At 60.5% G+C, this 22,707-nt stretch carries 19 protein-coding genes, 3 tRNA genes and 1 rRNA gene; 4 read left to right on the top strand and 19 right to left on the bottom strand.

From position 1 onward, the window contains the following. Together B0T39_RS13455 and rnr are read right to left on the bottom strand one after the other, a co-directional pair. A 16S ribosomal RNA gene (locus B0T39_RS13455) occupies positions 1 to 80 on the bottom strand; the annotation flags it as partial. A gap of 399 nt (positions 81 to 479) precedes the next feature. Further along, on the bottom strand, positions 480 to 3,170 hold the full coding sequence (gene rnr, locus B0T39_RS13450; RefSeq protein ID WP_081547408.1) for a ribonuclease R: 2,691 nt from the start codon (positions 3,168 to 3,170) through the stop codon (positions 480 to 482). Positions 3,171 to 3,243: 73 nt separating this feature from the next. On the opposite strand from rnr, the gene B0T39_RS13445 reads away from it, so the two are divergent. The 3 genes from B0T39_RS13445 to B0T39_RS13435 all read left to right on the top strand — a co-directional run bounded on the left by B0T39_RS13445 (position 3,244) and on the right by B0T39_RS13435 (position 3,623). Continuing rightward, positions 3,244 to 3,330: transfer RNA gene (locus B0T39_RS13445), tRNA-Leu, on the top strand. 55 nt (positions 3,331 to 3,385) lie between these two features. Then, a tRNA-Leu gene (locus B0T39_RS13440) sits at positions 3,386 to 3,472 on the top strand. 64 nt (positions 3,473 to 3,536) lie between these two features. Further along, positions 3,537 to 3,623 (top strand) — tRNA-Leu (locus B0T39_RS13435). 47 nt (positions 3,624 to 3,670) lie between these two features. Here B0T39_RS13435 and B0T39_RS13430 read toward each other — a convergent pair. The 17 genes from B0T39_RS13430 to ndk all read right to left on the bottom strand — a co-directional run bounded on the left by B0T39_RS13430 (position 3,671) and on the right by ndk (position 21,730). Beyond that, the gene (locus tag B0T39_RS13430) at positions 3,671 to 5,062 is read right to left on the bottom strand and encodes an MFS transporter (protein ID WP_254894554.1); all 1,392 of its coding nucleotides are present in this window, start codon (positions 5,060 to 5,062) and stop codon (positions 3,671 to 3,673) included. A gap of 112 nt (positions 5,063 to 5,174) precedes the next feature. Then, positions 5,175 to 6,224, bottom strand: a complete 1,050-nt coding sequence (locus tag B0T39_RS13425; protein ID WP_081547406.1) for an oxidoreductase — start codon at positions 6,222 to 6,224, stop codon at positions 5,175 to 5,177. 102 nt (positions 6,225 to 6,326) lie between these two features. Continuing rightward, positions 6,327 to 7,622 (bottom strand): adenylosuccinate synthase, encoded by a 1,296-nt coding sequence (locus B0T39_RS13420; RefSeq protein ID WP_081547404.1) that lies wholly within the window; start codon positions 7,620 to 7,622, stop codon positions 6,327 to 6,329. 33 nt (positions 7,623 to 7,655) lie between these two features. Next, positions 7,656 to 8,807: an ATP phosphoribosyltransferase regulatory subunit gene (locus tag B0T39_RS13415; RefSeq protein WP_081547402.1), complete on the bottom strand. Its 1,152-nt coding sequence runs from the start codon at positions 8,805 to 8,807 to the stop codon at positions 7,656 to 7,658. A gap of 126 nt (positions 8,808 to 8,933) precedes the next feature. Further along, positions 8,934 to 9,815: a protease modulator HflC gene (gene hflC / locus B0T39_RS13410; RefSeq protein ID WP_081547400.1), complete on the bottom strand. Its 882-nt coding sequence runs from the start codon at positions 9,813 to 9,815 to the stop codon at positions 8,934 to 8,936. Positions 9,816 to 9,818: 3 nt separating this feature from the next. Continuing rightward, entirely contained in the window at positions 9,819 to 11,024 is a 1,206-nt protein-coding gene (gene hflK / locus B0T39_RS13405; protein ID WP_081547398.1) for an FtsH protease activity modulator HflK, read from the bottom strand. After that, on the bottom strand, positions 11,011 to 12,141 hold the full coding sequence (hflX, locus tag B0T39_RS13400; protein WP_081547414.1) for a ribosome rescue GTPase HflX: 1,131 nt from the start codon (positions 12,139 to 12,141) through the stop codon (positions 11,011 to 11,013). The genes hflK and hflX overlap by 14 nt, the downstream gene beginning before the upstream one ends. Before the next feature lie 97 nt (positions 12,142 to 12,238). Continuing rightward, positions 12,239 to 12,496: an RNA chaperone Hfq gene (gene hfq, locus B0T39_RS13395; RefSeq protein ID WP_039756760.1), complete on the bottom strand. Its 258-nt coding sequence runs from the start codon at positions 12,494 to 12,496 to the stop codon at positions 12,239 to 12,241. Positions 12,497 to 12,585: 89 nt separating this feature from the next. Continuing rightward, positions 12,586 to 14,010, bottom strand: a complete 1,425-nt coding sequence (gene der / locus B0T39_RS13390; RefSeq protein WP_081547396.1) for a ribosome biogenesis GTPase Der — start codon at positions 14,008 to 14,010, stop codon at positions 12,586 to 12,588. Positions 14,011 to 14,023: 13 nt separating this feature from the next. Next, positions 14,024 to 15,163 (bottom strand): outer membrane protein assembly factor BamB, encoded by a 1,140-nt coding sequence (bamB, locus tag B0T39_RS13385; protein WP_081547394.1) that lies wholly within the window; start codon positions 15,161 to 15,163, stop codon positions 14,024 to 14,026. A 4-nt stretch (positions 15,164 to 15,167) separates the two neighbouring features. Then, entirely contained in the window at positions 15,168 to 15,797 is a 630-nt protein-coding gene (locus tag B0T39_RS13380) for a YfgM family protein (protein ID WP_081547392.1), read from the bottom strand. 14 nt (positions 15,798 to 15,811) lie between these two features. Then, complete coding sequence (gene hisS, locus B0T39_RS13375; RefSeq protein ID WP_081547390.1) at positions 15,812 to 17,083, bottom strand: histidine--tRNA ligase; 1,272 nt, start codon at positions 17,081 to 17,083, stop codon at positions 15,812 to 15,814. 56 nt (positions 17,084 to 17,139) lie between these two features. After that, a complete protein-coding gene (ispG, locus tag B0T39_RS13370; RefSeq protein ID WP_081547388.1) occupies positions 17,140 to 18,423 on the bottom strand; it encodes a flavodoxin-dependent (E)-4-hydroxy-3-methylbut-2-enyl-diphosphate synthase in 1,284 nt (427 codons plus the stop codon). 13 nt (positions 18,424 to 18,436) lie between these two features. Beyond that, positions 18,437 to 19,369 carry a RodZ domain-containing protein gene (locus B0T39_RS13365; RefSeq protein WP_081547386.1) on the bottom strand — a complete coding sequence of 311 codons (933 nt, stop codon included), beginning with the start codon at positions 19,367 to 19,369 and terminating at the stop codon, positions 18,437 to 18,439. A gap of 2 nt (positions 19,370 to 19,371) precedes the next feature. After that, positions 19,372 to 20,100 (bottom strand): type IV pilus biogenesis/stability protein PilW, encoded by a 729-nt coding sequence (pilW, locus tag B0T39_RS13360; protein ID WP_254894553.1) that lies wholly within the window; start codon positions 20,098 to 20,100, stop codon positions 19,372 to 19,374. 11 nt (positions 20,101 to 20,111) lie between these two features. After that, positions 20,112 to 21,206, bottom strand: coding sequence for a 23S rRNA (adenine(2503)-C(2))-methyltransferase RlmN (rlmN, locus tag B0T39_RS13355; RefSeq protein ID WP_019104100.1), 1,095 nt, complete (start codon positions 21,204 to 21,206; stop codon positions 20,112 to 20,114). 98 nt (positions 21,207 to 21,304) lie between these two features. Beyond that, positions 21,305 to 21,730 carry a nucleoside-diphosphate kinase gene (gene ndk / locus B0T39_RS13350; protein WP_081547382.1) on the bottom strand — a complete coding sequence of 142 codons (426 nt, stop codon included), beginning with the start codon at positions 21,728 to 21,730 and terminating at the stop codon, positions 21,305 to 21,307. 137 nt (positions 21,731 to 21,867) lie between these two features. Between ndk and B0T39_RS13345 the strand changes: the two genes are divergently transcribed. Continuing rightward, positions 21,868 to 22,665, top strand: a complete 798-nt coding sequence (locus tag B0T39_RS13345) for an SPOR domain-containing protein (protein WP_081547380.1) — start codon at positions 21,868 to 21,870, stop codon at positions 22,663 to 22,665. Positions 22,666 to 22,707: the final 42 nt, after the last annotated feature.

The following is a 22,707-nucleotide window of genomic DNA, read 5'->3' as shown; positions in this document are numbered from 1 at the left end:
GCACCCTGTTACCGTTCGACTTGCATGTGTAAAGCATGCCGCCAGCGTTCAATCTGAGCCAGGATCAAACTCTTCAGTTCAATTCCAAGCAAATTTTCTGGCACGCAAGATCAAAGAAACATCAAGATATCTCTCGTCTTGCAGTGCAAGTGTTTGGTCATCGACCGAGCACTTACACCTATCGGTTATTCGTTTTGTTAAAGAGCGGTGCAGATCGCTGCGCTTCGTTTCCGCCGCTGCGTTGTCTGCTGAGGAGGCGAACTATACGTCACGACCCTAAACCCGTCAACACCTTTTGCAACAAAAACCTCAACAAAAGCGGGCCTCACAGGGCAAACCCTTGATGCGAAAACGAATATCCACAAAGGGTATTCACCGGCACCCCATCCTCGCCCCGCCGAACCATGAAAAACGGGCCGGCGAAACGCCGGCCCGTCATGGCTTGGTATACCTATTTATATAGAAGTGCTCTGGAGAGATCAGTCCTCGCTACGGCGCTTGCTATTGCTCCTGCGCGCCGCCGGCCTGCGTTGACGCGGGGCGGGAGACGCCTCGCCCACCGGCGACTTGCCGGCAAGCGATTGGCCCGCTGGAGGCGCGCCAGCCTCGGACGCAGGCATCGCTGCCGTAGGCGCCGGCTTGGCAGCCGCAGGCGCAGCACTAACAGTTTTTGGAGCCACCGCCTTGCTTGCTACTGGCTTGCTTGCTACTGGCTTGCTTGCTACTGGCTTGCTTGCTACTGGCTTGCTTGCTACTGGCTTGCTCGCTACTGGCTTGCTCGCTACTGGCTTGCTTGCAGCAGATGGACTCGCCACAGGCTTGTTGACCGCAGGCTTCGACACCGGCGATTGAGCCCCCCCTCTGCTTCGCCCCTTGGGCGCCGCTGGCAATGCCGGCGGTTTTGCCTCTACAGGCTTAGGCTCGGCAGCCCGGCGCGAACCGCCCTGGCGCGCGCCGGCGCTGCGCGCGGGCACTGGCCTGGCGGTTTGCAGCTCGCCTTCTTTGACCAGAGCGAAGTCGACTTGAGCGCTTTCCAGATTGGCGCTCATCACCTTCACGGTCAGCGTATCGCCCAAGCGGTATTGCATGCCGCTCTTCTCTCCGACAATCGCCTGGACGTCCTTTTTGAAGTGGAAGTAGTCCTTGCCCAGTTCGGAGATATGCACTAGGCCTTCGACATACACCTCATCCAGCAACACGAATACGCCGAAGCTGGTCACCGCGCAGATCTTGCCCTTGAAGATCTCGCCCACCTTGTCCCGCATATAGTAGGTTTTCAGCCAGGACTCGACGTCGCGACTGGCATCGTCCGCCCGGCGCTCGGTCATAGAGCAGTGCACGCCCAGTTGCGCCCATTTGCCCGGCTTGTATTTGCCACCATTGAGCACCGCCTTGATCGAACGGTGCACCAACAAATCCGGGTAACGGCGAATCGGTGAAGTGAAGTGCGCGTAAGCCTCGTAAGCCAAGCCGAAGTGGCCGTTATTGTCCGGGGTATAAACCGCTTGCTGCATGGAACGCAGCAACATGGTCTGCAACACCGGCGCATCGGGCCGCCCATGAATTTGTTCCCCCAGTTTGGCGTAGTCCTTGGCCGTGGGCTTTTCCCCGCCGCCCAGACTCAAGCCGACCAAGCGCAGGTAGTTGCGCAGATTCTCCAGTTTCTCTTCAGTCGGCCCCTCATGTACCCGATACAAGGCTTTGTGCCCGTTCTTCTCCAGGAAATCAGCGGCACAAACATTGGCCGCCAGCATGCACTCTTCAATCAGGCGATGCGCGTCGTTGCGCACTACCGGCACGATGCGTTCGATCTTGCCCGCGTCGTTGAAGATCATCTGGGTTTCCACAGAGTCGAACTCGATCGCCCCACGCTGGCTGCGCGCCGCAAGCAACACCTTGAACAAAGAGTATAGGGTCTGGATCTGCGGCAACACCGGGCTATAGCTTCCCTTCTGAATCCACTCCCAAACCTGATTATAGGTCAGCCTCGCCTTGGACAGCATCACCGCTGGATAGAACTGATAGCGCTTGACCACACCCTTGGCGTTGATCTGCATATCGCAGACCATGCACATCCGCTCGACGTCCGGATTCAGCGAACAGATGCCGTTGGACAAGGCCTCCGGCAGCATCGGAATGACTCGGCGCGGAAAGTAGACCGAAGTACCACGGTTAAGCGCCTCCTGATCCAAGGCATCGCCCGGCTCTACATAAAAACTGACGTCGGCAATCGCCACGATCAAACGGAAGCCCTTGCCCTGCTTCTCTGCATACACGGCGTCATCGAAATCGCGTGCGGTTTCGCCGTCTATCGTCACCAAGGGCAGATCGCGCAGGTCGACTCGATCCTTGGTCCAGTCTTTCTTGCGCACCTTTTTCGGCGTCGCCTTTGCCTGGGCCAGCGTTGCTTCAGGGAATTGATGAGGCAGATCGTGCTTGCGCAGCGCGATCTCGATTTCCATGCCGGGATCGGCGTAGTTACCCAGCACTTCCACGACTTGGCCAACAGGCTGACGGTAGGCATCCGGGTGTTGAAGGATTTCCACCATGACTACCTGGCCGTCCTTGGCCCCCGCCTCTCCACCCGGCTCAATCAGAATGTCGTGATTAATGCGGCGGTCTTCCGCCGTCACCACCCACACGCCCCGGACCCGATTGATGCGGCCGACCAACCGCGTCACCACGTGATCCAACACCTCTACGATCTTGCCTTCCTGCCGACCTCGGCGATCGACGCCGGACGGACGGACCATCACCCGATCGCCATGCATCACTTTTTTCATTTCCCGCTCGGGCAGAAAAATATCTCCGCCCTGACCTTCGCCTTCATCCGGGATGGCAAAACCGTAGCCGTCGCGGTGACCGGACACTTTACACTTGATCAGGTCCAGTTTTTGAGCGACGCAGACTGCGCCTTTGCGATTGATGATGACTTCGCCGTCTCGCTCCATTGCCCGCAAGCGACGTTCGAAATAAATAGATTCGGCTTGTGCAATCGACAACATGCGCGCCAATTCATCAGGAAATAGCGGCACCCCCTGCTCGGCCAAAATTTTTAAAACGAACTCTCGGCTCGGCAAAGGATTGGAATATTTAAGTTTTTCCCGTTCCAGGAAGGGGTCCTGTTCGCGGAGGGACAGGGTCTTTTGTTTTTTTTGTGCTCTAGCCATTGACACCCTCAAGAATATGTCTATAATTCGCATCTCGTTGCAGAGATGCAGCGAAATAATACAGCAAAGCGAAGCCCAGGTGGCGGAATTGGTAGACGCACTAGGTTCAGGTCCTAGCGCCCGCAAGGGTGTGGAAGTTCGAGTCTTCTCTTGGGCACCACTGACTTACTCTATTGTAATCGTGATGTTCGCTCTGTATAGTAACAATCTGGTTGGCCCAGGTGGCGGAATTGGTAGACGCACTAGGTTCAGGTCCTAGCGCCCGCAAGGGTGTGGAAGTTCGAGTCTTCTCTTGGGCACCAACAGTTTAAACGACTCCGATGATGTTTATATCGTAGTCCACTAGTAAAACAATTTAAGTATTATGCCCAGGTGGCGGAATTGGTAGACGCACTAGGTTCAGGTCCTAGCGCCCGCAAGGGTGTGGAAGTTCGAGTCTTCTCTTGGGCACCAATAAACCCCCGTTGATTTATAATCAACGGGGGTTTTGCATTTCTCCCTCAGCGCGAGGCCAACTCTTCCCCGGCTCGCGGATCCAGCGTGGCGAACATCAGGCCGGACAACATGGTCAAGGCGCCCATAATAGCGAAAGCCCAGGCGAAATCGACCACGGTCAAGGCTGCATGCCCCTGCAGCCCGCTCACTCCCTGGACAACAAAAGCCCCCGCCGTCACCCCGCAACCCGCAGCCAGTTGCTGCGCCACCCCTGAAAGACTGGTGGCATGGCTCATGCTTCCCGACTCAACCTCGGCAAAAGAAATCGCGTTCAAGCTGGTGAACTGCAAAGAACGGAGACAACCGCCTAATACGAAAACCAGCAACATCCAGACATAGCTCGGAGCCTCGTAGAACAATGCGTACGCCGCGATGGAAAGGCCCGCCAACATGCTATTAACCATCAATACCCTGCGGAAACCGTAACGCCGCAATATGCGCATCACCAGCGTCTTCATAAAAATGGCACCCACCGCGGTAGAACAGGTCAGCAAACCGGAGACAAAAGGATTGAGACCCAGGCCCAGTTGCAACATCAACGGCAACAAGAAGGGCGTGGCGCCGATGCCCACCCTGAACACGAAGCCGCCCACCACGCCGGCATGAAAAGTCGGCAAGCGCAACAAGGACAAATCCAACAAGGGATGAGCTGTGCGACGGTAATGCAGCAGATAAAGCCACAGCAAGCCCATGCCTGTCGCCGCCAGCACGACGGACCATTGCGCCGAGACCAAATGCCTGCCCTCAGTAGCCAGACCCAGCATCAACAAGGACAGGCCGACGCCGCTCAAAGCAAAGCCCAACCAGTCCAGCGGCGGTACTTGTTCGTTCTTCAAGTCTTCGATGTGGCGCTTGGCGAGCACCCAGCCCAGCACGCCAATAGGGATATTGATCAAGAATATCCAGCGCCAATGCAGATAGGTACTGATGAAACCGCCCAAGGGCGGTCCAATGACCGGCCCCAGCAAAGCGGGAACCGTCAAATAACTGAGCGCCCGCACCAGATCCGCTTTCGACGTGGTGCGCAAAATCACCAAGCGCCCCACTGGTACCATCATCGCGCCACCGATACCTTGCACAAAACGCGCCAGCACAAAGCCGCCCAATGTATTGCTAAGCGCACACAACACGGATCCCGATACAAAGACGACAATGGCTGCGCGGAAAATACGCCGTGAGCCAAAGCGGTCCGCCATCCAGCCGCTGATGGGGATAAACACGGCCAAACTGACCAAGTAAGACGTCAGCGCCAACTTCAAGCCAATCGGCTCCACCAACAGGTCGCGCGCGATAGCCGGCAAAGAGGTGGATATCACTGTGGCGTCCATGTTCTCCATGAACAAGGCGGTGGCCACGATCAACGGTGTCACCATACCGGCGGCGAGCTTAAGCTGCATGACGATAAAATTTCAGGAATGGAAACGCCAGTGTAGCACCGGCCATCCCCGGGACAACGAGACCGGGCGGCGCAAATGATGTCGAAACGTAAAGCAAGCCCCGCAAGCGCTCTCAAGCCACCGGGAGGCAAAACAGACGCCGCCCTTCCCGCGCGCTCTGCTCTCCCTGCTCCAGCAAGGTCATCACCCGCCACGCTTCCCTAGCCGTCACCGGATTAGACCCCAGACCTTGCGCGGCTCGAGCCACCTCACGGTAGAAATCACGATAATCACCCAAGGGTGACGAACGGGACTCCCGCATTTCTCCATCGTCCAACTGACGGAACAAGATGCCCGGCTCAAGGTCCACGCCCCAGCCCGTTTCGCCAGGGCGGCCGCCACGCTTCAAATAGTCTTCCTGGCCGTCCAGGCCGAATTTGACATAACTGGCGAGCGTGCCGTGCAAACTAAAGCGCGGGGTGCCGCCGCTGACCAAGCAGGAGCCGTGCAGCACCGCCTGATGCTCCGCATAGCCCAACTGTACGTGAAAGTAGTCTGTCGCCTGCGCGCCGGCCCTTTGTTTGAACAAGTTCGCATAAATCGTCTGCGGCCAGCCCAGCAACTGCAAGACCTGATCGAGCAAGTGCGACCCCAGGTCGTACCACAGCCCCGCTCCCGGTTGGTCCCGCTCGCGCCAACGCGCGCGGACCTGCGGCCGATAACGGTCGAAATGGGACTCGAAATGGCTGAGCGCTCCCAGCTCGCCGCTGGCCAACAGCGCCTTGAGCGCCAGGAAATCAGCGTCCCAGCGCCGATTGTGAAACACCGACAACAGCGGGCTGCCCGGCCGCTCGGCCATCAAGCACAGCTCCCGCGCCTCCGCCTGCGTCACGGTGAACGGCTTGTCCACCACCACATGCTTGCCTGCCATCAAACCCGCGCGCGCCTGCGGATAATGCAATTGGTTGGGGCTGGCGATAACGAGCATATCGATGGCAGGATCAAGCAAAGCCTGCTCCAAACCGGCCAGCACCGACACCTGCGGCCAATCCACCCGCACCTCGTCCGGCCGGCTGCTGACCACGGCGGCCAGCTTCAATTCGGACGTAGCGGAGATCAAGGGCGCGTGAAAAGTCTTGCCGGCGTAGCCGTATCCCACCAAGGCGACATTCAATGGCTGCATGTGTTTTGCTTTCGGTAACCAGAATCCAAACAGTCTACGCCCGCCGCGGACATGAAAAAACCCGCCTGGCAGGCGGGTTTCCGGCGATGAATCAAATCGGACTTACAGACCGAAGGGATGACGCATCACGATGGTTTCTTCGCGGTCCGGACCGGTGGAGATAATATCCACCGGCGCGCCGCACACTTCGGCGATACGAGTCAGGTAGGCCTGGGCATTGGCCGGCAGGTCTTCCCAGCGCTTGGTGCCGAAGGTGCTTTCGCTCCAGCCGGGCATGGTTTCGTACACCGGTACGCACTTGCTGACCGCGTCGGAACCAAACGGCAAAATCTCCACCTTTTCACCGTCCAGAGTGTAACCCACGCACAGTTTGATCTCTTCCAGGCCATCCATCACATCCAGCTTGGTCACGCACAGGCCTGACACGCCGTTGATCTGGATAGAACGCTTGAGTGCGGCGGCGTCGAACCAGCCGCAGCGACGCGGACGGCCGGTTACCGAACCGAATTCGTTGCCGCGCTTGGCCAGGAACATGCCGATATCGTTCTCTTGCTCGGTCGGGAACGGACCGGAACCCACGCGGGTAGTGTAGCCCTTGACGATGCCCAGCACGTAGTTAAGCATTTGCGGAGCCACGCCGGCGCCCGGCGCCGCAGCGCCGGCCACGCAGTTGGACGAGGTCACGTACGGATAAGTGCCGTGGTCGATGTCCAGCAGCGTGCCTTGCGCGCCTTCGAACAGCAGCGGGATACCCGCCTGGTTCATGTCGTACAGGGTGCGGGATACATCGGCCACCATGGGCTTGATGCGCTCGGCCAGTTTCAAGGTATCGGCCAGGATGGCGTCGAAGCTCACCGGCTCAGCCTGGAATAGCTTGGTCAACATGAAGTTGTAGTATTCGACGTTTTCCTTCAGCTTCTCGGCGAAGCGGGCGGTGTCGAACAGGTCGATCACCTTCAAGGCGCGTCGCGCCACCTTGTCTTCGTAGCAGGGGCCGATGCCGCGGCCGGTCGTGCCAATCTTGCCGGCACCCTTGGCCACTTCGCGAGCCTGATCCAAAGCCACATGGTAGGGCAGGATCAGCGGGCAGCCTTCGGAAATCTTCAGGCGGGCGGCGACGTTCACGCCGGCGGTTTCCAGCTCGTCGATCTCTTTGAGCAAGGCTTCCGGAGACAACACCACGCCATTGCCGATGAAGCACTCGACATCGTCGCGCAGAATGCCGGACGGAATCAGGCGCAGCACGGTTTTCTTGCCGCCCACCACCAGAGTGTGGCCCGCGTTGTGACCGCCCTGGAAGCGAACCACGGCACGCGCGTGGTCGGTCAGCCAGTCAACGATCTTGCCCTTGCCTTCATCACCCCACTGGGTACCGATCACGACAACGTTCTTGGACATTGGAAAAACCTCTTCTTCAGTCAGATTCAAAAATCAGTTAAATGAAACCACATGCCAATCCGAGCCATCCAAAGTCAGCTCGCGATCGCAATTCAAGGCCTGGGCGGACTCGCCCAGATAATCAATCACCACCATTTCGCCCGCTGCGCGCAGGCGGGCCACTTCAGCCCGCGCCTGCGGCCAGTGCTTGGCGGCCAAGCGAATGCCCCTGACCGAACCTTGCTCCGGCAGGATGCGGATCAGGTCGCGCAAATCCAGGCTGAAGCCGGTTGCCGGTCGGGCACGGCCGAAACGACGGCCCACATTGTCATAGCGGCCTCCGCGCGCCAGTTCCTCGGCCCAGCCCTCAGCATAGGCGGCGAACAGCAGGCCGTTGTGATACTGCGTGCCGCGCAGTTCGGTCAGGTCGAAGCTCAGGGCCACCCTACCCTCCAGCGCCTTGGCCACAGCGGACAGCTGCATCAGGCCAAGCTCCACCTCGGGCAAGGACGGCAGACGGGAACGCGCCCGGTCCAACTCCTCGATCGGACCGTACAATTCCGGCAAAGCCAGAAAAGCGCTGCGGTACGGCTCGGCGACATCGCGGACCAACTCGCGAATGCTGGCCACATCCTTGCTCTGCAGCTTGGCGAACAGCGCCCGACTGGTCTCTCCCGACAAACCCGCGGCGGCGGCAATGCCGCGGTAAATCGCCATATGCCCGATGTCCAGCCGCAGGCCGGACACGCCGGCACGCTCCAAGGTGCCCAGCATCAATTCGATGATTTCCAGGTCGGCCTCGATGCCGGCGTAGCCGTACAACTCCGCCCCCACTTGCAGCGGCTCGCGCGATCCCGCCAGACCATCCGGCCGGGTATGCACCACGCTGCCGGCGTAGCACAGCCGGGTCACTCCGGTACGCTCGCCGAGCAAGTGCGCGTCTATGCGCGACACTTGCGGCGTGATGTCGGCGCGCAAGCCCATTTGCCGGCCGGACAACTGATCGTCCAGCTTGAAGGTCTTGAGCTCGAGCGAAGCGTCTTCCTCGCTGATCAGCGAATCGATGTACTCGATCAGCGGCGGCAGCACCAACTCGTAGCCCGCCACGCGAAAGCCTTCCAGCATCGCCGCCTTGGCGGACTCCACCTGGCGCGCGGTGGCAGGCAGAACATCCGCGATGTATTCCGGTAACAGCCAATTACGCATGATTCTTTTCAACAGAATAAAAGGCGGGAAGCGTCCCGCCTTGTTATCAGCAAACTGGCCAGGTCGCCCCGGCCAGTGTTCCATACTCGATTGTCTTGCGCGGCGTCTTCCGCCAGCCTTGGCCGCTTACTTGGCCTTGGCCGCTCCCGACTGCGGGTTCTTGAAGTACTTGAAGAACTCGCTGCTCGGCTCCAGCACTAGGACGTCGCTCTTGTTCTTGAACGACTCCTTGTACGCGTCCATGCTGCGCCAGAAAGCGTAGAAGTCCGGGTTCTTGCCGTAAGCCTCGGCGTAAATCGCCGCCGCCTTCGCGTCGCCCTTGCCCTTCAGCTCCTGAGCCTGACGATACGCTTCGGCCAGCACCACCTCGCGCTGCTTGTCCGCTTCGGCGCGGATGCGTTCCGCGTCCGCGGCGCCCTCGCTGCGCAACTGGCTGGCGACGGTGCGGCGCTCGGACTGCATGCGGTCGAAGACCGAACTGCTTATTTTATCCGGAAAATCGACTCGTTTTAAGCGCACGTCGAGAATTTGTACGCCTATTTTACGCGCATCCGCGTCCGCGCGCTTGCGAACCGTATCCATCACCTGGTCGCGCTTGCCGGAAATGACGTCGGCAACCATCTTTTGGCCGAATTCCGCGCGCAACCCGTCATTGATGGTCTGTTTCAAACGCGCCACAGCGGCGGCCTCGGAGCCCACGCTCTTGTAGAACTGCTCAACGTCCACCACGCGCCATTTGACGAAGCTGTCCACCAACACGTTCTTTTTCTCGCGGGTGTTGAACAGTTCCGGCGCCTCGGCGTCGATGGTCTGCACGCGGCGATCGAAGTAACGCACGTTCTGCAGCAGCGGTACCTTGAACTGAATGCCCGGCTCCTTGATGATGCGCACCACTTCGCCAAACTGGAAAACCAGCGCGTATTGGCGCTGATCCACGGTGAACAGCGACAGGCTGGCAACAAATAGCACACCGGCTATGGCAACTACAGTCGGAATCAGTCTATCCATTGCTTATCGCTCCGCCCCAAAAAAATCACGTCCGCGGGTCACGTCCCGCCCCCCTTTGGCATTGCCGGCCTGAGCGGCAGGCGCAGCCGGCTCCGGAACCGCGCCGGCGGCGGGCGCCGCCGCGCCGGAGGTTCCCGGGCTGCTCTGCTGAATCAGTTTGTCCAAGGGCAGGTACAAGAGATTGTTGCCGCCCTTCTGGTCCACCACCACCTTGGTGGTGCTGCTCATGATCTGCTGCATCATGTCCAGATACAGGCGATCGCGCATGACTTTGGGTGCTTTGTTGTATTCAGACAACACTTGCTTGAAGCGCGATGCGTCGCCTTCCGCGCGGGAGACGACTTTCTGCTCGTAGGCTTCTGCCTCCTGCTGCAAGCGCGCGGCCAGCCCCTGGGCCTTGGGCAGCACCTCGTTGGCGTAAGCCAGGCCTTCGTTGCGCAACTTGTCCTTGTCCTGACCGGCCTTCACCGCGTCGTCGAAGGCCGCCAACACTTGCTCGGGCGGCTGCACCGCATTGATGTTGACCTTGGCGATGCGCACGCCCAGAGAGTAGCGATCCAGTACTTCCTGAATCAACTTCTGGGTTTCCACCGCGATCTGGGTTCGCCCTTCGTTCAGCACGAAATCGACCTTGTTGCGGCCCACCACTTCGCGAATCGCGGTTTCGGTCGCTTGCTTGACGATGTCCTTCGCGTCGCGCTCGCGCGAGGCATTGTTGAACAGGAAGGAGCGCGCGTCCTTGATGTCGTATTGCACCGACAGTTGGACGTCGATGATGTTCTGGTCCGAAGTCAGCATCAGCGACTCTTCCGCAACCCGCGTTTGGGCAGTGTTGCGGTAGCCGACTTCCACGCTGCGCACTTCAGTAAGGTTAACGATCTCCACCTTTTCAAACGGGAACGGCGCGTGCCATTGCAGACCCGGCTCGGTTACCCGGTTGAAGCTACCCAGACGCAACACCACGCCTTGCTCGCGCGCGTCCACCACGTAGAAACCGCTGGCCAGCCACAGTGCGGCCAATACGCCCACCACGGCGATGGCGCCGCCCTTGAACGGCGGTTTGATGCCGGACGCGGGACTGCCCCCTGCACCACTGCCTTTGGCGCCCAGCAGCCGCGACAGCTTCTGATTTAGGTTGCGGAATACTTCATCGAGGTCCGGCGGCCCTTCATTGCCTCGGCGGCCTCGGTTAGGGTCATTCTGCGACATGCTCGTAATAGTCTTTATGGTTGTTTTGGGAAGGATGCACGCATTCGGCAATCGCCGCGCGCAAGAGTTCCAGGCCGGCGCCGGTCAGAGCCGAAACCCGCACAGAAACCGGACGGCCCGTCGCGTCGCGCTCGATCTCCGGCTCCATCTCGCGCAGATCGCATTTGTTCCAGACCAGCAGCTGCGGAATACCGTCCGCGCCGATTTCGGCCAACACTTTGTTAACCTCCTCGATCTGCACATCGCGCATATCGCTGGAGCCATCCACTACATGCAACAAGAGGTCCGCACGCACGGTCTCCTCCAGGGTGGCTCGGAACGCGGCCACCAGAGTGTGCGGCAGATCGCGGATAAAGCCCACCGTATCGGAAATCACGATGGATGTCTGGTGATTGAGAAACAGCTTGCGGCTGGTGGTGTCCAGTGTGGCGAACAATTGGTCCGCCGCGTAGATGCGCGCTTTGGTCAGCGCGTTGAACAAGGTGGACTTGCCAGCATTGGTGTAGCCGACGATGGACACCGAGGCAATGCCAGCTCGCCCGCGTCCCTTGCGCTGGGTATTGCGTTGTTTTTGCACTTGAGCCAGGCGCTCTTTCAGCGCCTTGACGCGGATGCCCAGCAAGCGACGGTCGGTTTCAAGCTGGGTTTCGCCGGGGCCGCGCAAGCCTATGCCGCCCTTCTGCCGCTCCAAGTGGGTCCAGCCTCGCACCAGGCGGGTGGACATATGCGACAGCTGAGCCAGTTCGACTTGCAGCTTGCCCTCATGGCTGCGCGCGCGCTGCGCGAAAATATCCAGAATCAGGCTGTTGCGGTCGATAACGCGGCACTGCAGTGCCCGCTCCAGATTGCGTTCCTGGCCAGGCGCCAAAGCATGGTTGAATATCACGACATTGGCGTCGGTGGCGCGCACCAGCAGGCCAATTTCCTCAACCTTGCCCTTACCCGCGAACAGCGCGGCGTCCGGGCGCTGCCGCTTGCCTTGCACCACGCCCATCACCTCGACGCCGGCGCTCTTGACCAGCTCGGCACACTCGGCGATATTTTCCTGGGAATCGGCATCTCCAAAATCCAGACAGACCAGAACCGCCTGGTCGCCTAAGTCGGGACGATCAAACACTATTCGGAAACCATAGTTGGGGTGCAAAAGATAAAAGGCCGACAAGCCGCGCCAGATTGGCGCGGCCGATCGGCCCGGTCACAAGCACAGCAACGCTTTAGGCGTCTTGCTGCTCCTGCTTTTGCACCGGGTGTTCATGGGGAAGATTGACCGGACGGGCGGGTACGACGGTGGAAATGGCGTGTTTGTACACCATTTGGGTCACCGTGTTTTTCAACAGCACCACGTACTGGTCAAAGGATTCTACCTGACCCTGAAGTTTAATGCCGTTCACCAGGTAGATGGACACCGGCACATGTTCCTTACGCAGGATGTTCAGGAACGGGTCTTGTAACATTTGCCCTTTAGAGCTCATTCGTTATTCTCCGAATCGTTGATTGTTGTATTAACTGAACCTTACAGCCCGGTTGTCTGCTTATTATTAGCAGAAAACATCCCGGCGTACTATTTTTTACTGCTGCCCTTGCCGTTCTTGCCGTAACGCACTTCTTTCTCGCGTCCGCGCATCTTGGACATCGGCTTGGGCTTGGCTCGGGACTTCTCCTTGCCGTCGTCGGTGTCGAACGGATTTTCCGAAGACTTGTACTGCACGCGCAACGGCGTGCCCTGCAGCTTGAACACTTTCCGGAAAGTGTGTTCCAGATAGCGGGTATAACTGTTCGGCACCGCATCCAGCGCATTGCCGTGCACAACAATAATGGGCGGGTTCTGCCCCCCCTGATGCGCATAGCGCATCTTCGGGCGAATGAGGCCTGAGCGCGGAGGCTGCTGACGTTCCAGCGCCACTTGCAGCACTCGAGTCAGCTTTGGCGTGGCCAGTTTGGCCATGGCTGCCCTGTACGCCTCGTCGATGGACTTGAACAAGTCTGCCACGCCGCGGCCTTCAATGGCGGAGATGTAATGGAACTTTGCAAAATCCAGGAAGTTCAGCTTGCGCGCGATCTCGCGGCGCACTGTTTCCTTTTGCTCCCCATCCAGGTTGTCCCATTTATTCACCGCCACCACCAGCGCCCGGCCCGCTTCCAACGCAAAACCGGCGATGGTGGCGTCCTGCTCGGAGATATCCAGTTGGGCGTCCAGCACCAGCACCGCCACGTTGGCGTCTTCGATCGCCTTCATGGTCTTGATCACCGAGAACTTCTCCAGCATCTCGCTGACCTTGGCCCGACGACGCACGCCCGCGGTGTCAATAATGGTGTAGGTATGGCCATCTCGCTCAAAATCAATATATATGCTGTCGCGAGTGGTGCCGGCCTGATCGAAGGCGATAACGCGCTCTTCGCCCAAGATGGCGTTGACCAGAGTGGACTTGCCGACATTGGGCCGGCCGATCACCGCGAACTTGGGATGGCGCGAGGCTTCTTCTTCCACTTCTTCGGGGAAGTCCGCCAACACCAGTTCCATCAATTCGCGCACGCCGTCGCCATGAGCGGCGGAGATCACCAACGGCTCGCCCAGCGCGAGCTCGTGGAATTCGGCACCGGCGATAGCGTGGCGCATCCCTTCCGCCTTATTAACGGCGAGGAAGACCGGACGCTGCAGCTGGCGCAGACGGTTGGCGATGATTTTGTCTTGCGGGGTCAGGCCGTTTCGGCCATCCACCAGGAACACCACGGCATCGGCTTCGTCCACGGCCTGCAACGTCTGCTTGGCCATTTCAAACAAGATGCCTTCGTCCACCACCGGCTCGAAACCGCCGGTATCGACCACCAGATACGGCTTCTCGCCCACGCGGCCATGGCCATAGTGGCGATCACGCGTCAGACCGGGCTGGTCGGCGACCAGGGCGTCGCGGCTGCGGGTCAGCCGGTTAAATAAGGTCGACTTGCCCACATTGGGGCGGCCGACCAGAGCTACGGTAGGTTTCATGAGTACTGCTTTATTATCCCAAAGTCAGCATTGCCAGACGACCGTCCTTGCCTTGCATCAAGGCGGACGAACCCAGCGACACCGGTTGATTGGCCAGGGCGGACCCGACCTTGACTCGGCCCACGATGCTGCCGCTCTCATTGGATAGCAGATGGGCGTAACCTTCGCCATCTCCTACCAACACAAAGCGGCCCAACAGAGCGGGGCCGGTGACGTCCCGATATTTCAGGTCGTCGGTTTTCCAAATATTGCGGCCGGTGCCGCGATCAAACGCCCAGACGGAGCCGTCTTCCGCGGTCACGTAGACATTGCGTCCGTCCACGGCCAGGCCGCGGCTGGACGAAATTTCACGCGCCCACAGCAGATTGCCGGAACGCGCCTCAAAGCAGGCCACTCGTCCCTGATAGGCCACCGCGCACACCTGGCCGGCGTCGAACACCGGCCGCGAAGTCACGTCGGTCATCCGTTCCAGTTCGGTGGCGCCGCGCGGGTTGGCTACCGCGCCCTGCCACAAAGCGTTGCCGGTCTGCGGATTGATGATGTCCAAGCGGCCACCGGCCTGCCCCACCATCACCGCTTCCTTGCCCACCGCCTGCATCGAACCATTGTTGCGCACGGTCAGCTGCGGCAGCACATTGCCACTGGACCACAGTTGCTTGCCGCCGTCGCTCAGGGAGAAACCGGTCAGGCGCGCGTCGTTGGTGCGCACCAGCACCATGTCGCCGGCCACCTGCGGCGCCTCCAGCATCAAGCTGGTCAGCGGCTGTTGCCACAGCACTTTGCCGCTGGCGCGCTCCACCGCCAACAACTTGGCGTCCTGGGTGCCCACCAGCACCATATCGCCGGCCACGGCGACGCCGGCGCTCAGCTTGCGCTTCAGATCCACGTCCGCGCTGACGCGGCCGCTGAGGGCGTCGATGCTACGCACGCGGCCGTCGGCGTCGGCGCTCACCACCAGGCCGTTGGCGTATACCGGCAAGAAGCCGGCCGCCGGCGCGGCCTGAGCCGCCGTCCATTTGACGTCCAAGCCCTGCAGGGGTTTGATCGCGGCGAGCGGGGTAGGCTTGAACTGGGTATTGCCTTCAAACCAGCTGGCGCAACCGGCCAGCAGCGAGGAGGACAGCACAGCGGTCAGCAACAATTGGCGGCGCATGCGATCAGCCTCCCAGCGCGTCAAGTTTGGTCTGGATGAACTGGCGGTTGGGCGAATCGCCCACCAGTTTGGCCAAAGCGGATTTATAGGCGTCGCGCGCGGCGGCGGCGTCGCCCTTGGCGACCAGCACATCGCCCTTCAAGTCCAGAAACAACGCGTCGAAACCGGCCGGGTGCTCCTTGTTCAGTTCGGCGATCGCCGCGTCGTAAGTTTTTTGATCCAGCAACAAGGAAGCCAGGCGCAGGCGGGCGATGGCGCCTACCGATTCATCCTTGCCATTGGCCAGCACCCACTCCAGCTGGCTCTTGGCCAACGCGAGGTCGCTCTTGTCGAAAGCGGCCTTGGCCAGAATCAGCGAACCGCGCGTGGCATAGGCCGAGGAGCCGAAGTCGTTCTGCAACAGCGTTACCGCCGACTTCAACTTGGCGATGTCCTTGGCGGCCACCGCCGCGTCGATGTTCTCGTAAGCGGCCGCGGCTTTTTGCGCCTGCTGCTCCTGGTAATAGCGATAGCCCTTGAAACCCAGATAGGCAATGGCGGACGCCGCCAGCACGCCGGCAATCAGCTTGCCCCACTGCTGCCAGAAGGCCTTGATCGAATCAATCTGTTCTTGTTCCTGCAAGTCGAACGCCATTGCGCCCCTCTCCCTTAAGCTTTCAGTGAGATCAGCGTGGCGGCCACCGCTTCCGCCGCCACAGTTTGTTGGTCCATCTCGGCGCGCAGCGCCTTGACCACCGCCTGACCCGTCTTGATTTCATCTTCGCCGACGATGACGGCGAACTGCGCGCCGCTGCCGTCGGCTTTTTTCATTTGCGACTTGAAACTACCTTCGCCCAAGTGCTGCACCACCGAAAGGCCGGCGGCGCGCAGGCTTTGCGCCAGCTTCATCGCGTACAGCGCCGCGCCTTCGCCTTGGTTCACCAGATAAATGTCGACGCTACGTTGCGCCGGCAGCAATTGCTTGTCCTGCAACAACAGCACCACGCGCTCCAGACCCATGCCGAAACCAATGCCTGCGGCGGGCTTGCCGCCCAGTTGTTCGATCAGGCCGTCATAGCGGCCGCCGGCGCAAATCGTGCCTTGCGCGCCCAGCTCGTTGGTCACCCATTCAAATACCGACTGGTTGTAGTAATCCAAACCACGCACCAGTCGCGGGTTTTCCACGAAGTCGACGCCCAGTTCGCGGATCATCGCCTTCCAGCCTTCGTAATGCGCGAGGGACGCTTCGCCCAGGTAGTCGGACAGCTTGGGCGCCTCGTCAGCCATCCGCTGCAGGGCAGGGTTCTTGGTGTCAAGCACGCGCAAGGGGTTGCTGTACATGCGACGCTTGCCGTCTTCGTCCAGAATGTCCACGTGCTGTTCCAGATAGGCGATCAGCGCCTGGCGATGCGCGGCGCGTTCCTCCTGGTTGCCCAACGAATTGATTTCCAGGCGTACATACTGGGACAGGCCCAGACGACGCCACAAATCGGCGGTCATCGCGATGATTTCGGCGTCAATGTCCGGACCCGCGAAGCCCAACGCTTCCACGCCCATCTGGTGAAACTGGCGATAACGGCCTTTCTGCGGGCGTTCATGGCGGAACATCGGCCCCATGTACCACAGCTTCTGGGTGGCATTGTACAGAAGGTTGTGCTCGACCACCGCGCGCAGGGTGCCCGCGGTGCCCTCGGGACGAAGCGTCAGGCTGTCGCCGTTCAGGCTGTCGATGAAGGTGTACATCTCCTTCTCCACCACGTCGGTAACTTCGCCGATGGCGCGAACGAACAGCGGTGTGGTTTCGACGATGGGGGTGCGGATATTCTGATAGCCGTAGTCAGCCAGCAGCTCCCGCAACTTGCCTTCAAAGAATTCCCACTGGTAGGACTCGGCCGGCAGCACATCATTCATGCCTTTGACCGCTTGATATTTTTGAGCCATTGCTTGTTTTCTTGTATATCGCTTGAATCAGAGCCCGGTCATTGCGCCAAACGCGCTCAAACGCCTACCGGACGAATCGGAATGGTGCGGCTGCCGCCCTCGCGGCGCTTGGCGCCGCCTTCGCCGTAACGGCTTTGCACGTAGCGATCAACCAAGGCGGTGAACTCGGCGGCGATGTTGTCGCCCTTGAGGGTAACATCCTTTTGGCCGTCGACGTACACCGGCGCCACCGGCACTTCGCCGGTGCCGGGCAGCGAGATGCCGATATCCGCCAGCTTGCTCTCCCCCGGGCCGTTGACCACGCAGCCCATCACCGCCACCTTCATATCCTCTACGCCCGGGTACTGCAAACGCCATATCGGCATCTGCGTGCGCAGATAAGTCTGAATCTGATCCGCCAACTCCTGGAAGAAGGTACTGGTGGTGCGGCCGCAGCCCGGACAAGCGGTCACCAGCGGGGTGAAGCTGCGCAGGCCCATGGTTTGCAGCAACTCCTGCGCCACCACCACTTCCTTGGTGCGCGCCTCGCCCGGCTGCGGCGTCAGCGAGATGCGAATAGTGTCGCCTATGCCTTGCTGCAACAAGATCGCCAGCGCGGCGCTGGACGCGACGATGCCCTTGGAGCCCATGCCAGCCTCGGTCAGCCCCAGATGCAAGGGGAAGTTGCAGCGACTGCCCAGGTCGCGGTACACGGTAATCAGGTCCTGCACATTGCTGACCTTGCAGGACAGCAGGATCTGCTCGGCCGGCAGCCCCAGTTCCATCGCCTTGTCGGCGGACTCCAGCGCGGAAACGATCAGCGCTTCGCGCATTAGTCGCTCCAAGGATAGCGGCTGGTCGACGCGGTTGTTGGCGTCCATCATTCTGGCCAGCAAAGCCTGATCCAGGCTGCCCCAGTTGACGCCGATGCGCACCGGCTTGCCGTATTCGATGGCGGTGCGGATCATGAAGGCGAACTTGTCGTCGCCCTTGGCGCCCTTGCCCACATTGCCCGGATTGATCCGGTATTTGGCCAGCGCGCGCGCACAATCGGGATATTCCTTCAGCAAGCGGTCGCCGTTGAAATGAAAATCGCCGACCAAGGGAACGGCACAGCCGGCATCGTCCAGCCGTTGGCGAATTTCCGCCACCTTGGCCGCGGCCTCCGGCGAGTTGACGGTGATGCGCACCAGTTCCGAGCCGGCTTCCGCCAGTTCCAGCACTTGTCGCACCGTGGCCGCCGCGTCGGCGGTATCGGTGTTGGTCATGGACTGCACCACCACCGGAGCGTCCGATCCTACAATGACATGCCCCACCCTAGCCTGCAGGGTGGGGCGTCGCGCGATGTTCACGCTATCCATTCGCTACCTTGAATTACTTGAGTTCCAGCTTTGCCGTGGTGCCGCGGATCTTGTCCGTGAGGTCCACCGCTTGGCCATTGAAATTCACCGCCACTTGCGAGGCGTTGCCGATCACCAGTTTGAACGGCGGGGTGCCAACCGCTTCCTGAGTGCTGCCGGGCTGCAAGGTCTGGAACACCAGCTTCTTGCCGGTGGCGTCCACCACCGACACCCAGGCTTCCGCCTCCTTGACCGTCAACACCAGCTTGCCGCTGGCGGCCGCCGCCACAGCGGCGCTGGCCTGCGGTTTGACAAGCGGCGACGCCAACGGAACCGGCGCGCTAGCCACGCTAGCCGTCTTGACCGGCTGCGGCGCGGAGGCCGGAGAAGGCGCGACGACGGCTGCCGGCGCCGAGGCCGGCGTCTCCGCGGAGAATGCGGCGGGAGCGGAGGCTTCGCCCATCGGCGCTGAAGACAACTCAGTCGCGATGGCGGAAGAAGCGTCTGCCGTCGGCCGGCTGTCGCCGCCGTGGTTGCTGGCCAGCCATGCGATGCCGCCGCCCAGAGCCGCCACCACCAGCAAGCCTACTATCCACTTGCCGGAAGAGCCGCCCTCGTCCGACGCAGGCGTCTCGCCGGAATGCCCGGGTGCCTCGTGCGCGCCGTCGCGCACCAGATTGGCGACATCGTTGACCGCGGAAGGAAACTGCCTATCCAGCGCATGCATCAACGGTTCGGGATCAATCTGCAAAAAGCGGGCGTAATTACGGACAAAGCCGCGCACGAAGGTCGCGCCCGGCAAGATTGTGAAATCGTCGCGTTCTATCGCCTCCAGCTGCCGCATCGACAGTTTCAGCCTATCCGCGACTTCCCCCAAGCCCATGCCTGCCGCCTCGCGGGCGGTTTTCAGCCGGGCGCCGACGCTGGAACCTGTCGGTTGTCCCTGTTGTTCGAATTGTTGCTCCATCCTCAGCTTCCACTCAACAGCAGTTGTGTTTCTTTGGAATCCGGATAACGGTTCTTGAGCGCGGCGGAACATTCGCTTTCCAGCACTCTGTTGCCGCTCTTGCGCCCAATCTGCACGCCAAGCCACAGGTCGTCGGCTTGCAGCGCCGCGCCCTTGCCTATCCGTTCGAAATAGAAAGCAGCCAATTTGGCATTACCCAGCCCAAGATGCAACTGTGCTAATTCCCGCAACGCGGGCGCGAAATTAGGCGCGGCGCGCAACGCAGCCAGCAAGTAATCGTTGGCCTGCTCTTGATTGCCGGCCTTGGCGCTGCAATGCCCCAGGTTCAAATAAGCCGTCTGAGGCGAATCATACAGCGGGTTGGCCAGCGCTTTCTGAAAATAGGACAAAGAATCCTGCAGCCGGTTTCGATCGCACAGAAACAAACCGTAATTATTATTCGCCTCCGGGTTGCTTGGATCCAGTTGCAGGGCTTTGCGGTAATTGGCTTCGGCGGGTCCGTCCTCGCGCAACTGGGTCAAAACATAGGCGCGGGATACATAGGCCGGGACATAGGCCGGATCCGCGGCTACGGCCTGATCCGCCGTTTCGAGCGCCACTTTGTAATTGCCGATCTTGGCGTATTCTATCGCCAGCTGGCTGCGTATCGTCGCCAACTCGCGCGACGTTTCGGCATCGGCGGCAAATGCGGTTGAACTCACAGCCATCCCTAAACAGGCCATCAACCCCATTTGCCGTATCGTCATTGCTTATTGTCCTCTACGAGCTGCATCCATTTGGCTTGACGGCGGGTTTTGTCCATCACTTGGCCTGCCAGCTGGCCACAGGCGGCGTCGATGTCGTCGCCGCGCGTTTTCCGCACCGTCACCACGTAACCGCGTTCCTGCAGAATTTCGCGGAACGCGCGAATCGCATTGTTGCTGGAACGCTCATAACCCGAGTTCGGGAACGGATTGAACGGTATCAGATTGAACTTGCACGGCACGTCCCGCACCAGTTCCAGCAGTTGGCGAGCATGTTCCGGTCTATCGTTGACACCGTCAAGCATCACGTACTCGAAAGTGATGAAGTCGCGCGGCGCCTTTTCCAGATAGCGCTGACAGGCCGCCATCAACTGCGCCAACGGGTATTTCTTGTTTATAGGCACAATCACGTCGCGAATGGCGTCGTTGGGCGCGTGCAGCGACACCGCCAGCGCCACGGGGCACTCTTCGCGCAGCCGGTCCATCTGCGGCACCAGGCCGGAAGTGGACAAGGTCACTCGCCTGCGGGACAGGCCGTAGCCATGATCGTCCAGCATGATTTGCATTGCGCTGACCACGTTGTCGAAGTTGGCCAGCGGCTCGCCCATGCCCATCATCACCACATTGGACACGACTCGCTCGTTCTTGGGCGTCACGCCCATCGCCTTATTGGCCCACCACAACTGACCAATGATCTCCGCGGTGGACAGATTGCGATTGAATCCCTGCCGGCCGGTGGAGCAAAAAGTGCACTCCAGCGCGCAGCCCACTTGGGATGACACGCACAAGGTGCCGCGCTCATCCTCGGGGATGAAGACGGTTTCGACGCCGTTGCCGGTGCCGACGTCGAGCAGCCACTTGCGGGTGCCATCACTGGACGCCTGCCCGGTCATCAGCGAGGGAACCTTCACTTCGGCGCGTTCATGCAGCTTGGCGCGCAAGCTTTTGGCCAAGTCTGTCATCGCGTCGAAGTCGGCTTCCGCCATCTGGTGCATCCAGCGCATCACTTGCTTGGCGCGAAACGGCTTCTCGCCCATTTCGGCGAAATGCCGGGTCAGCTGGTCCAGATTGAAGTCGAGCAGGTTGGTTTTCATGCATTCCTCGGGATAAAGCAAAGGCGGTGTGGACGACCGCCTTTTCGACGGAGCCCGTCCATGAGGACAGGCTCCGCAAACAACGGAGTACTATGAGATTAGCGGGCGCTGATCTCGGATGCAGCAAAGAAATAAGCCACTTCGATCGCGGCGTTTTCCACGCTGTCGGAACCATGAACGGCGTTGGCGTCGATGGAGTCGGCGAAATCGGCGCGGATGGTGCCGGCTTCAGCCTTCTTCGGATCGGTCGCGCCCATCAGTTCGCGGTTTTTCAGCACGGCGTTTTCGCCTTGCAGCGCCTGGATCATCACCGGGCCGGACACCATGAAATCAACGAGGTCCTTGAAGAACGGACGTTCTTTGTGCACGGCGTAGAAGCCTTCGGCTTCGGCGCGGGACAGTTGCTTCATCTTGGCGGCCACGATTTTCAGGCCGGCGGATTCGAAACGATCGTAGATTTTGCCGATGACGTTTTTACCAACGGCGTCCGGCTTAACGATGGACAAGGTGCGTTCAATTGCCATATAAATTCTCCCAAACATCAAGACAAGTGGCTAAACTTGAGTATTATGCAGCCACTCGGGTTACCCAATTTTGACGAACCCGATATTTTAGCAGTGTTTTCAACCATGTGCTGCACATTTCTCAGTCTCAACGGACCATGCGCGAACAAAATCAACAAGACCCCGACAAGACCGGCGGCGAGGCCGAGCTCAACAGCAAGCTGAAAAAGCGGTTGATGATCGCCGGCGGCCTGGTCGCCGTGGCGCTGGCCGCCATTCCGCTGTCCGACAGCTTCAATAAACCCAAGGTGGAAATGACCGCCAGCAGCCAGAGCCCCAGCTCCGGCAAGATCATCAAGCCCGCCTCCGCCCCGGCGGAAGCGCCGCCGGCCCCCGCCCCAGCCAGCGCGCCGGCAGCGGAAAGCAGCGCGCCCGCGACGGAAGCCGCCGGCGCGCCGCAAGCGCCCAGCGCCGCCAGCCCGGCCAGCCCCGATCTGGACAAGACCCCGGCCGTGGCCAACAGCCGCCCGCCCGTCCACGCAGCGGCCCCAGCGCCGGCGCATGAGCGCGCGGCGGCTAAAGCGCCTCCCGCGCCAAGCGCCGCTGCAGCTCCGCCACAGACGGCAGCCGCCAAAGCCGCGCCGGCCGAAGCCGTCAAAGCCGCCCCGCCCGCCGCCGCCATCGCGGCGGACAAGCCCGTCGCGCCGGTCAAAGAAGCCCCGGTCAAGGCAAAACCAGCCGGCAGCTCCATCGGCTATCAAGTCCAGCTGGGCCTGTTCTCCAGCATCGGCAACGCCGAAAAGCTGGTGAAAGAACTGAAACAGCACGGCATCCCGGCCCACACTGTCACCCGCGTGCAGGTCGGCCCGTTTAAGAGCCGCGCCGAAGCCGACGAAACCATGGAGAAGTTGCGCGGCCTGGGTTATGCGCCGCTGCTGGCGCCCGCCGGACAATAAAACGAAATAAAAAAAGCCCTCTCCGCTATGTGGAGAGGGCAA

This window comes from Chromobacterium haemolyticum (assembly GCF_002081825.1).
Lineage (GTDB): Bacteria > Pseudomonadota > Gammaproteobacteria > Burkholderiales > Chromobacteriaceae > Chromobacterium > Chromobacterium fluminis.
This window is presented reverse-complemented; position numbering and strand designations above follow the sequence as displayed.

Coding starts and splice junctions, on each gene's coding strand:
- rnr (WP_081547408.1), bottom strand. CDS start 3,170: ATGGCTAGAGCACAAAAAAAACAAAAGACCCTGTCCCTCCGCGAACAG.
- B0T39_RS13430 (WP_254894554.1), bottom strand. CDS start 5,062: ATGCAGCTTAAGCTCGCCGCCGGTATGGTGACACCGTTGATCGTGGCC.
- B0T39_RS13425 (WP_081547406.1), bottom strand. CDS start 6,224: ATGCAGCCATTGAATGTCGCCTTGGTGGGATACGGCTACGCCGGCAAG.
- B0T39_RS13420 (WP_081547404.1), bottom strand. CDS start 7,622: ATGTCCAAGAACGTTGTCGTGATCGGTACCCAGTGGGGTGATGAAGGC.
- B0T39_RS13415 (WP_081547402.1), bottom strand. CDS start 8,807: ATGCGTAATTGGCTGTTACCGGAATACATCGCGGATGTTCTGCCTGCC.
- hflC (WP_081547400.1), bottom strand. CDS start 9,815: ATGGATAGACTGATTCCGACTGTAGTTGCCATAGCCGGTGTGCTATTT.
- hflK (WP_081547398.1), bottom strand. CDS start 11,024: ATGTCGCAGAATGACCCTAACCGAGGCCGCCGAGGCAATGAAGGGCCG.
- hfq (WP_039756760.1), bottom strand. CDS start 12,496: ATGAGCTCTAAAGGGCAAATGTTACAAGACCCGTTCCTGAACATCCTG.
- der (WP_081547396.1), bottom strand. CDS start 14,010: ATGAAACCTACCGTAGCTCTGGTCGGCCGCCCCAATGTGGGCAAGTCG.
- bamB (WP_081547394.1), bottom strand. CDS start 15,163: ATGCGCCGCCAATTGTTGCTGACCGCTGTGCTGTCCTCCTCGCTGCTG.
- B0T39_RS13380 (WP_081547392.1), bottom strand. CDS start 15,797: ATGGCGTTCGACTTGCAGGAACAAGAACAGATTGATTCGATCAAGGCC.
- hisS (WP_081547390.1), bottom strand. CDS start 17,083: ATGGCTCAAAAATATCAAGCGGTCAAAGGCATGAATGATGTGCTGCCG.
- ispG (WP_081547388.1), bottom strand. CDS start 18,423: ATGGATAGCGTGAACATCGCGCGACGCCCCACCCTGCAGGCTAGGGTG.
- B0T39_RS13365 (WP_081547386.1), bottom strand. CDS start 19,369: ATGGAGCAACAATTCGAACAACAGGGACAACCGACAGGTTCCAGCGTC.
- pilW (WP_254894553.1), bottom strand. CDS start 20,100: ATGGGGTTGATGGCCTGTTTAGGGATGGCTGTGAGTTCAACCGCATTT.
- rlmN (WP_019104100.1), bottom strand. CDS start 21,206: ATGAAAACCAACCTGCTCGACTTCAATCTGGACCAGCTGACCCGGCAT.
- ndk (WP_081547382.1), bottom strand. CDS start 21,730: ATGGCAATTGAACGCACCTTGTCCATCGTTAAGCCGGACGCCGTTGGT.
- B0T39_RS13345 (WP_081547380.1), top strand. CDS start 21,868: ATGCGCGAACAAAATCAACAAGACCCCGACAAGACCGGCGGCGAGGCC.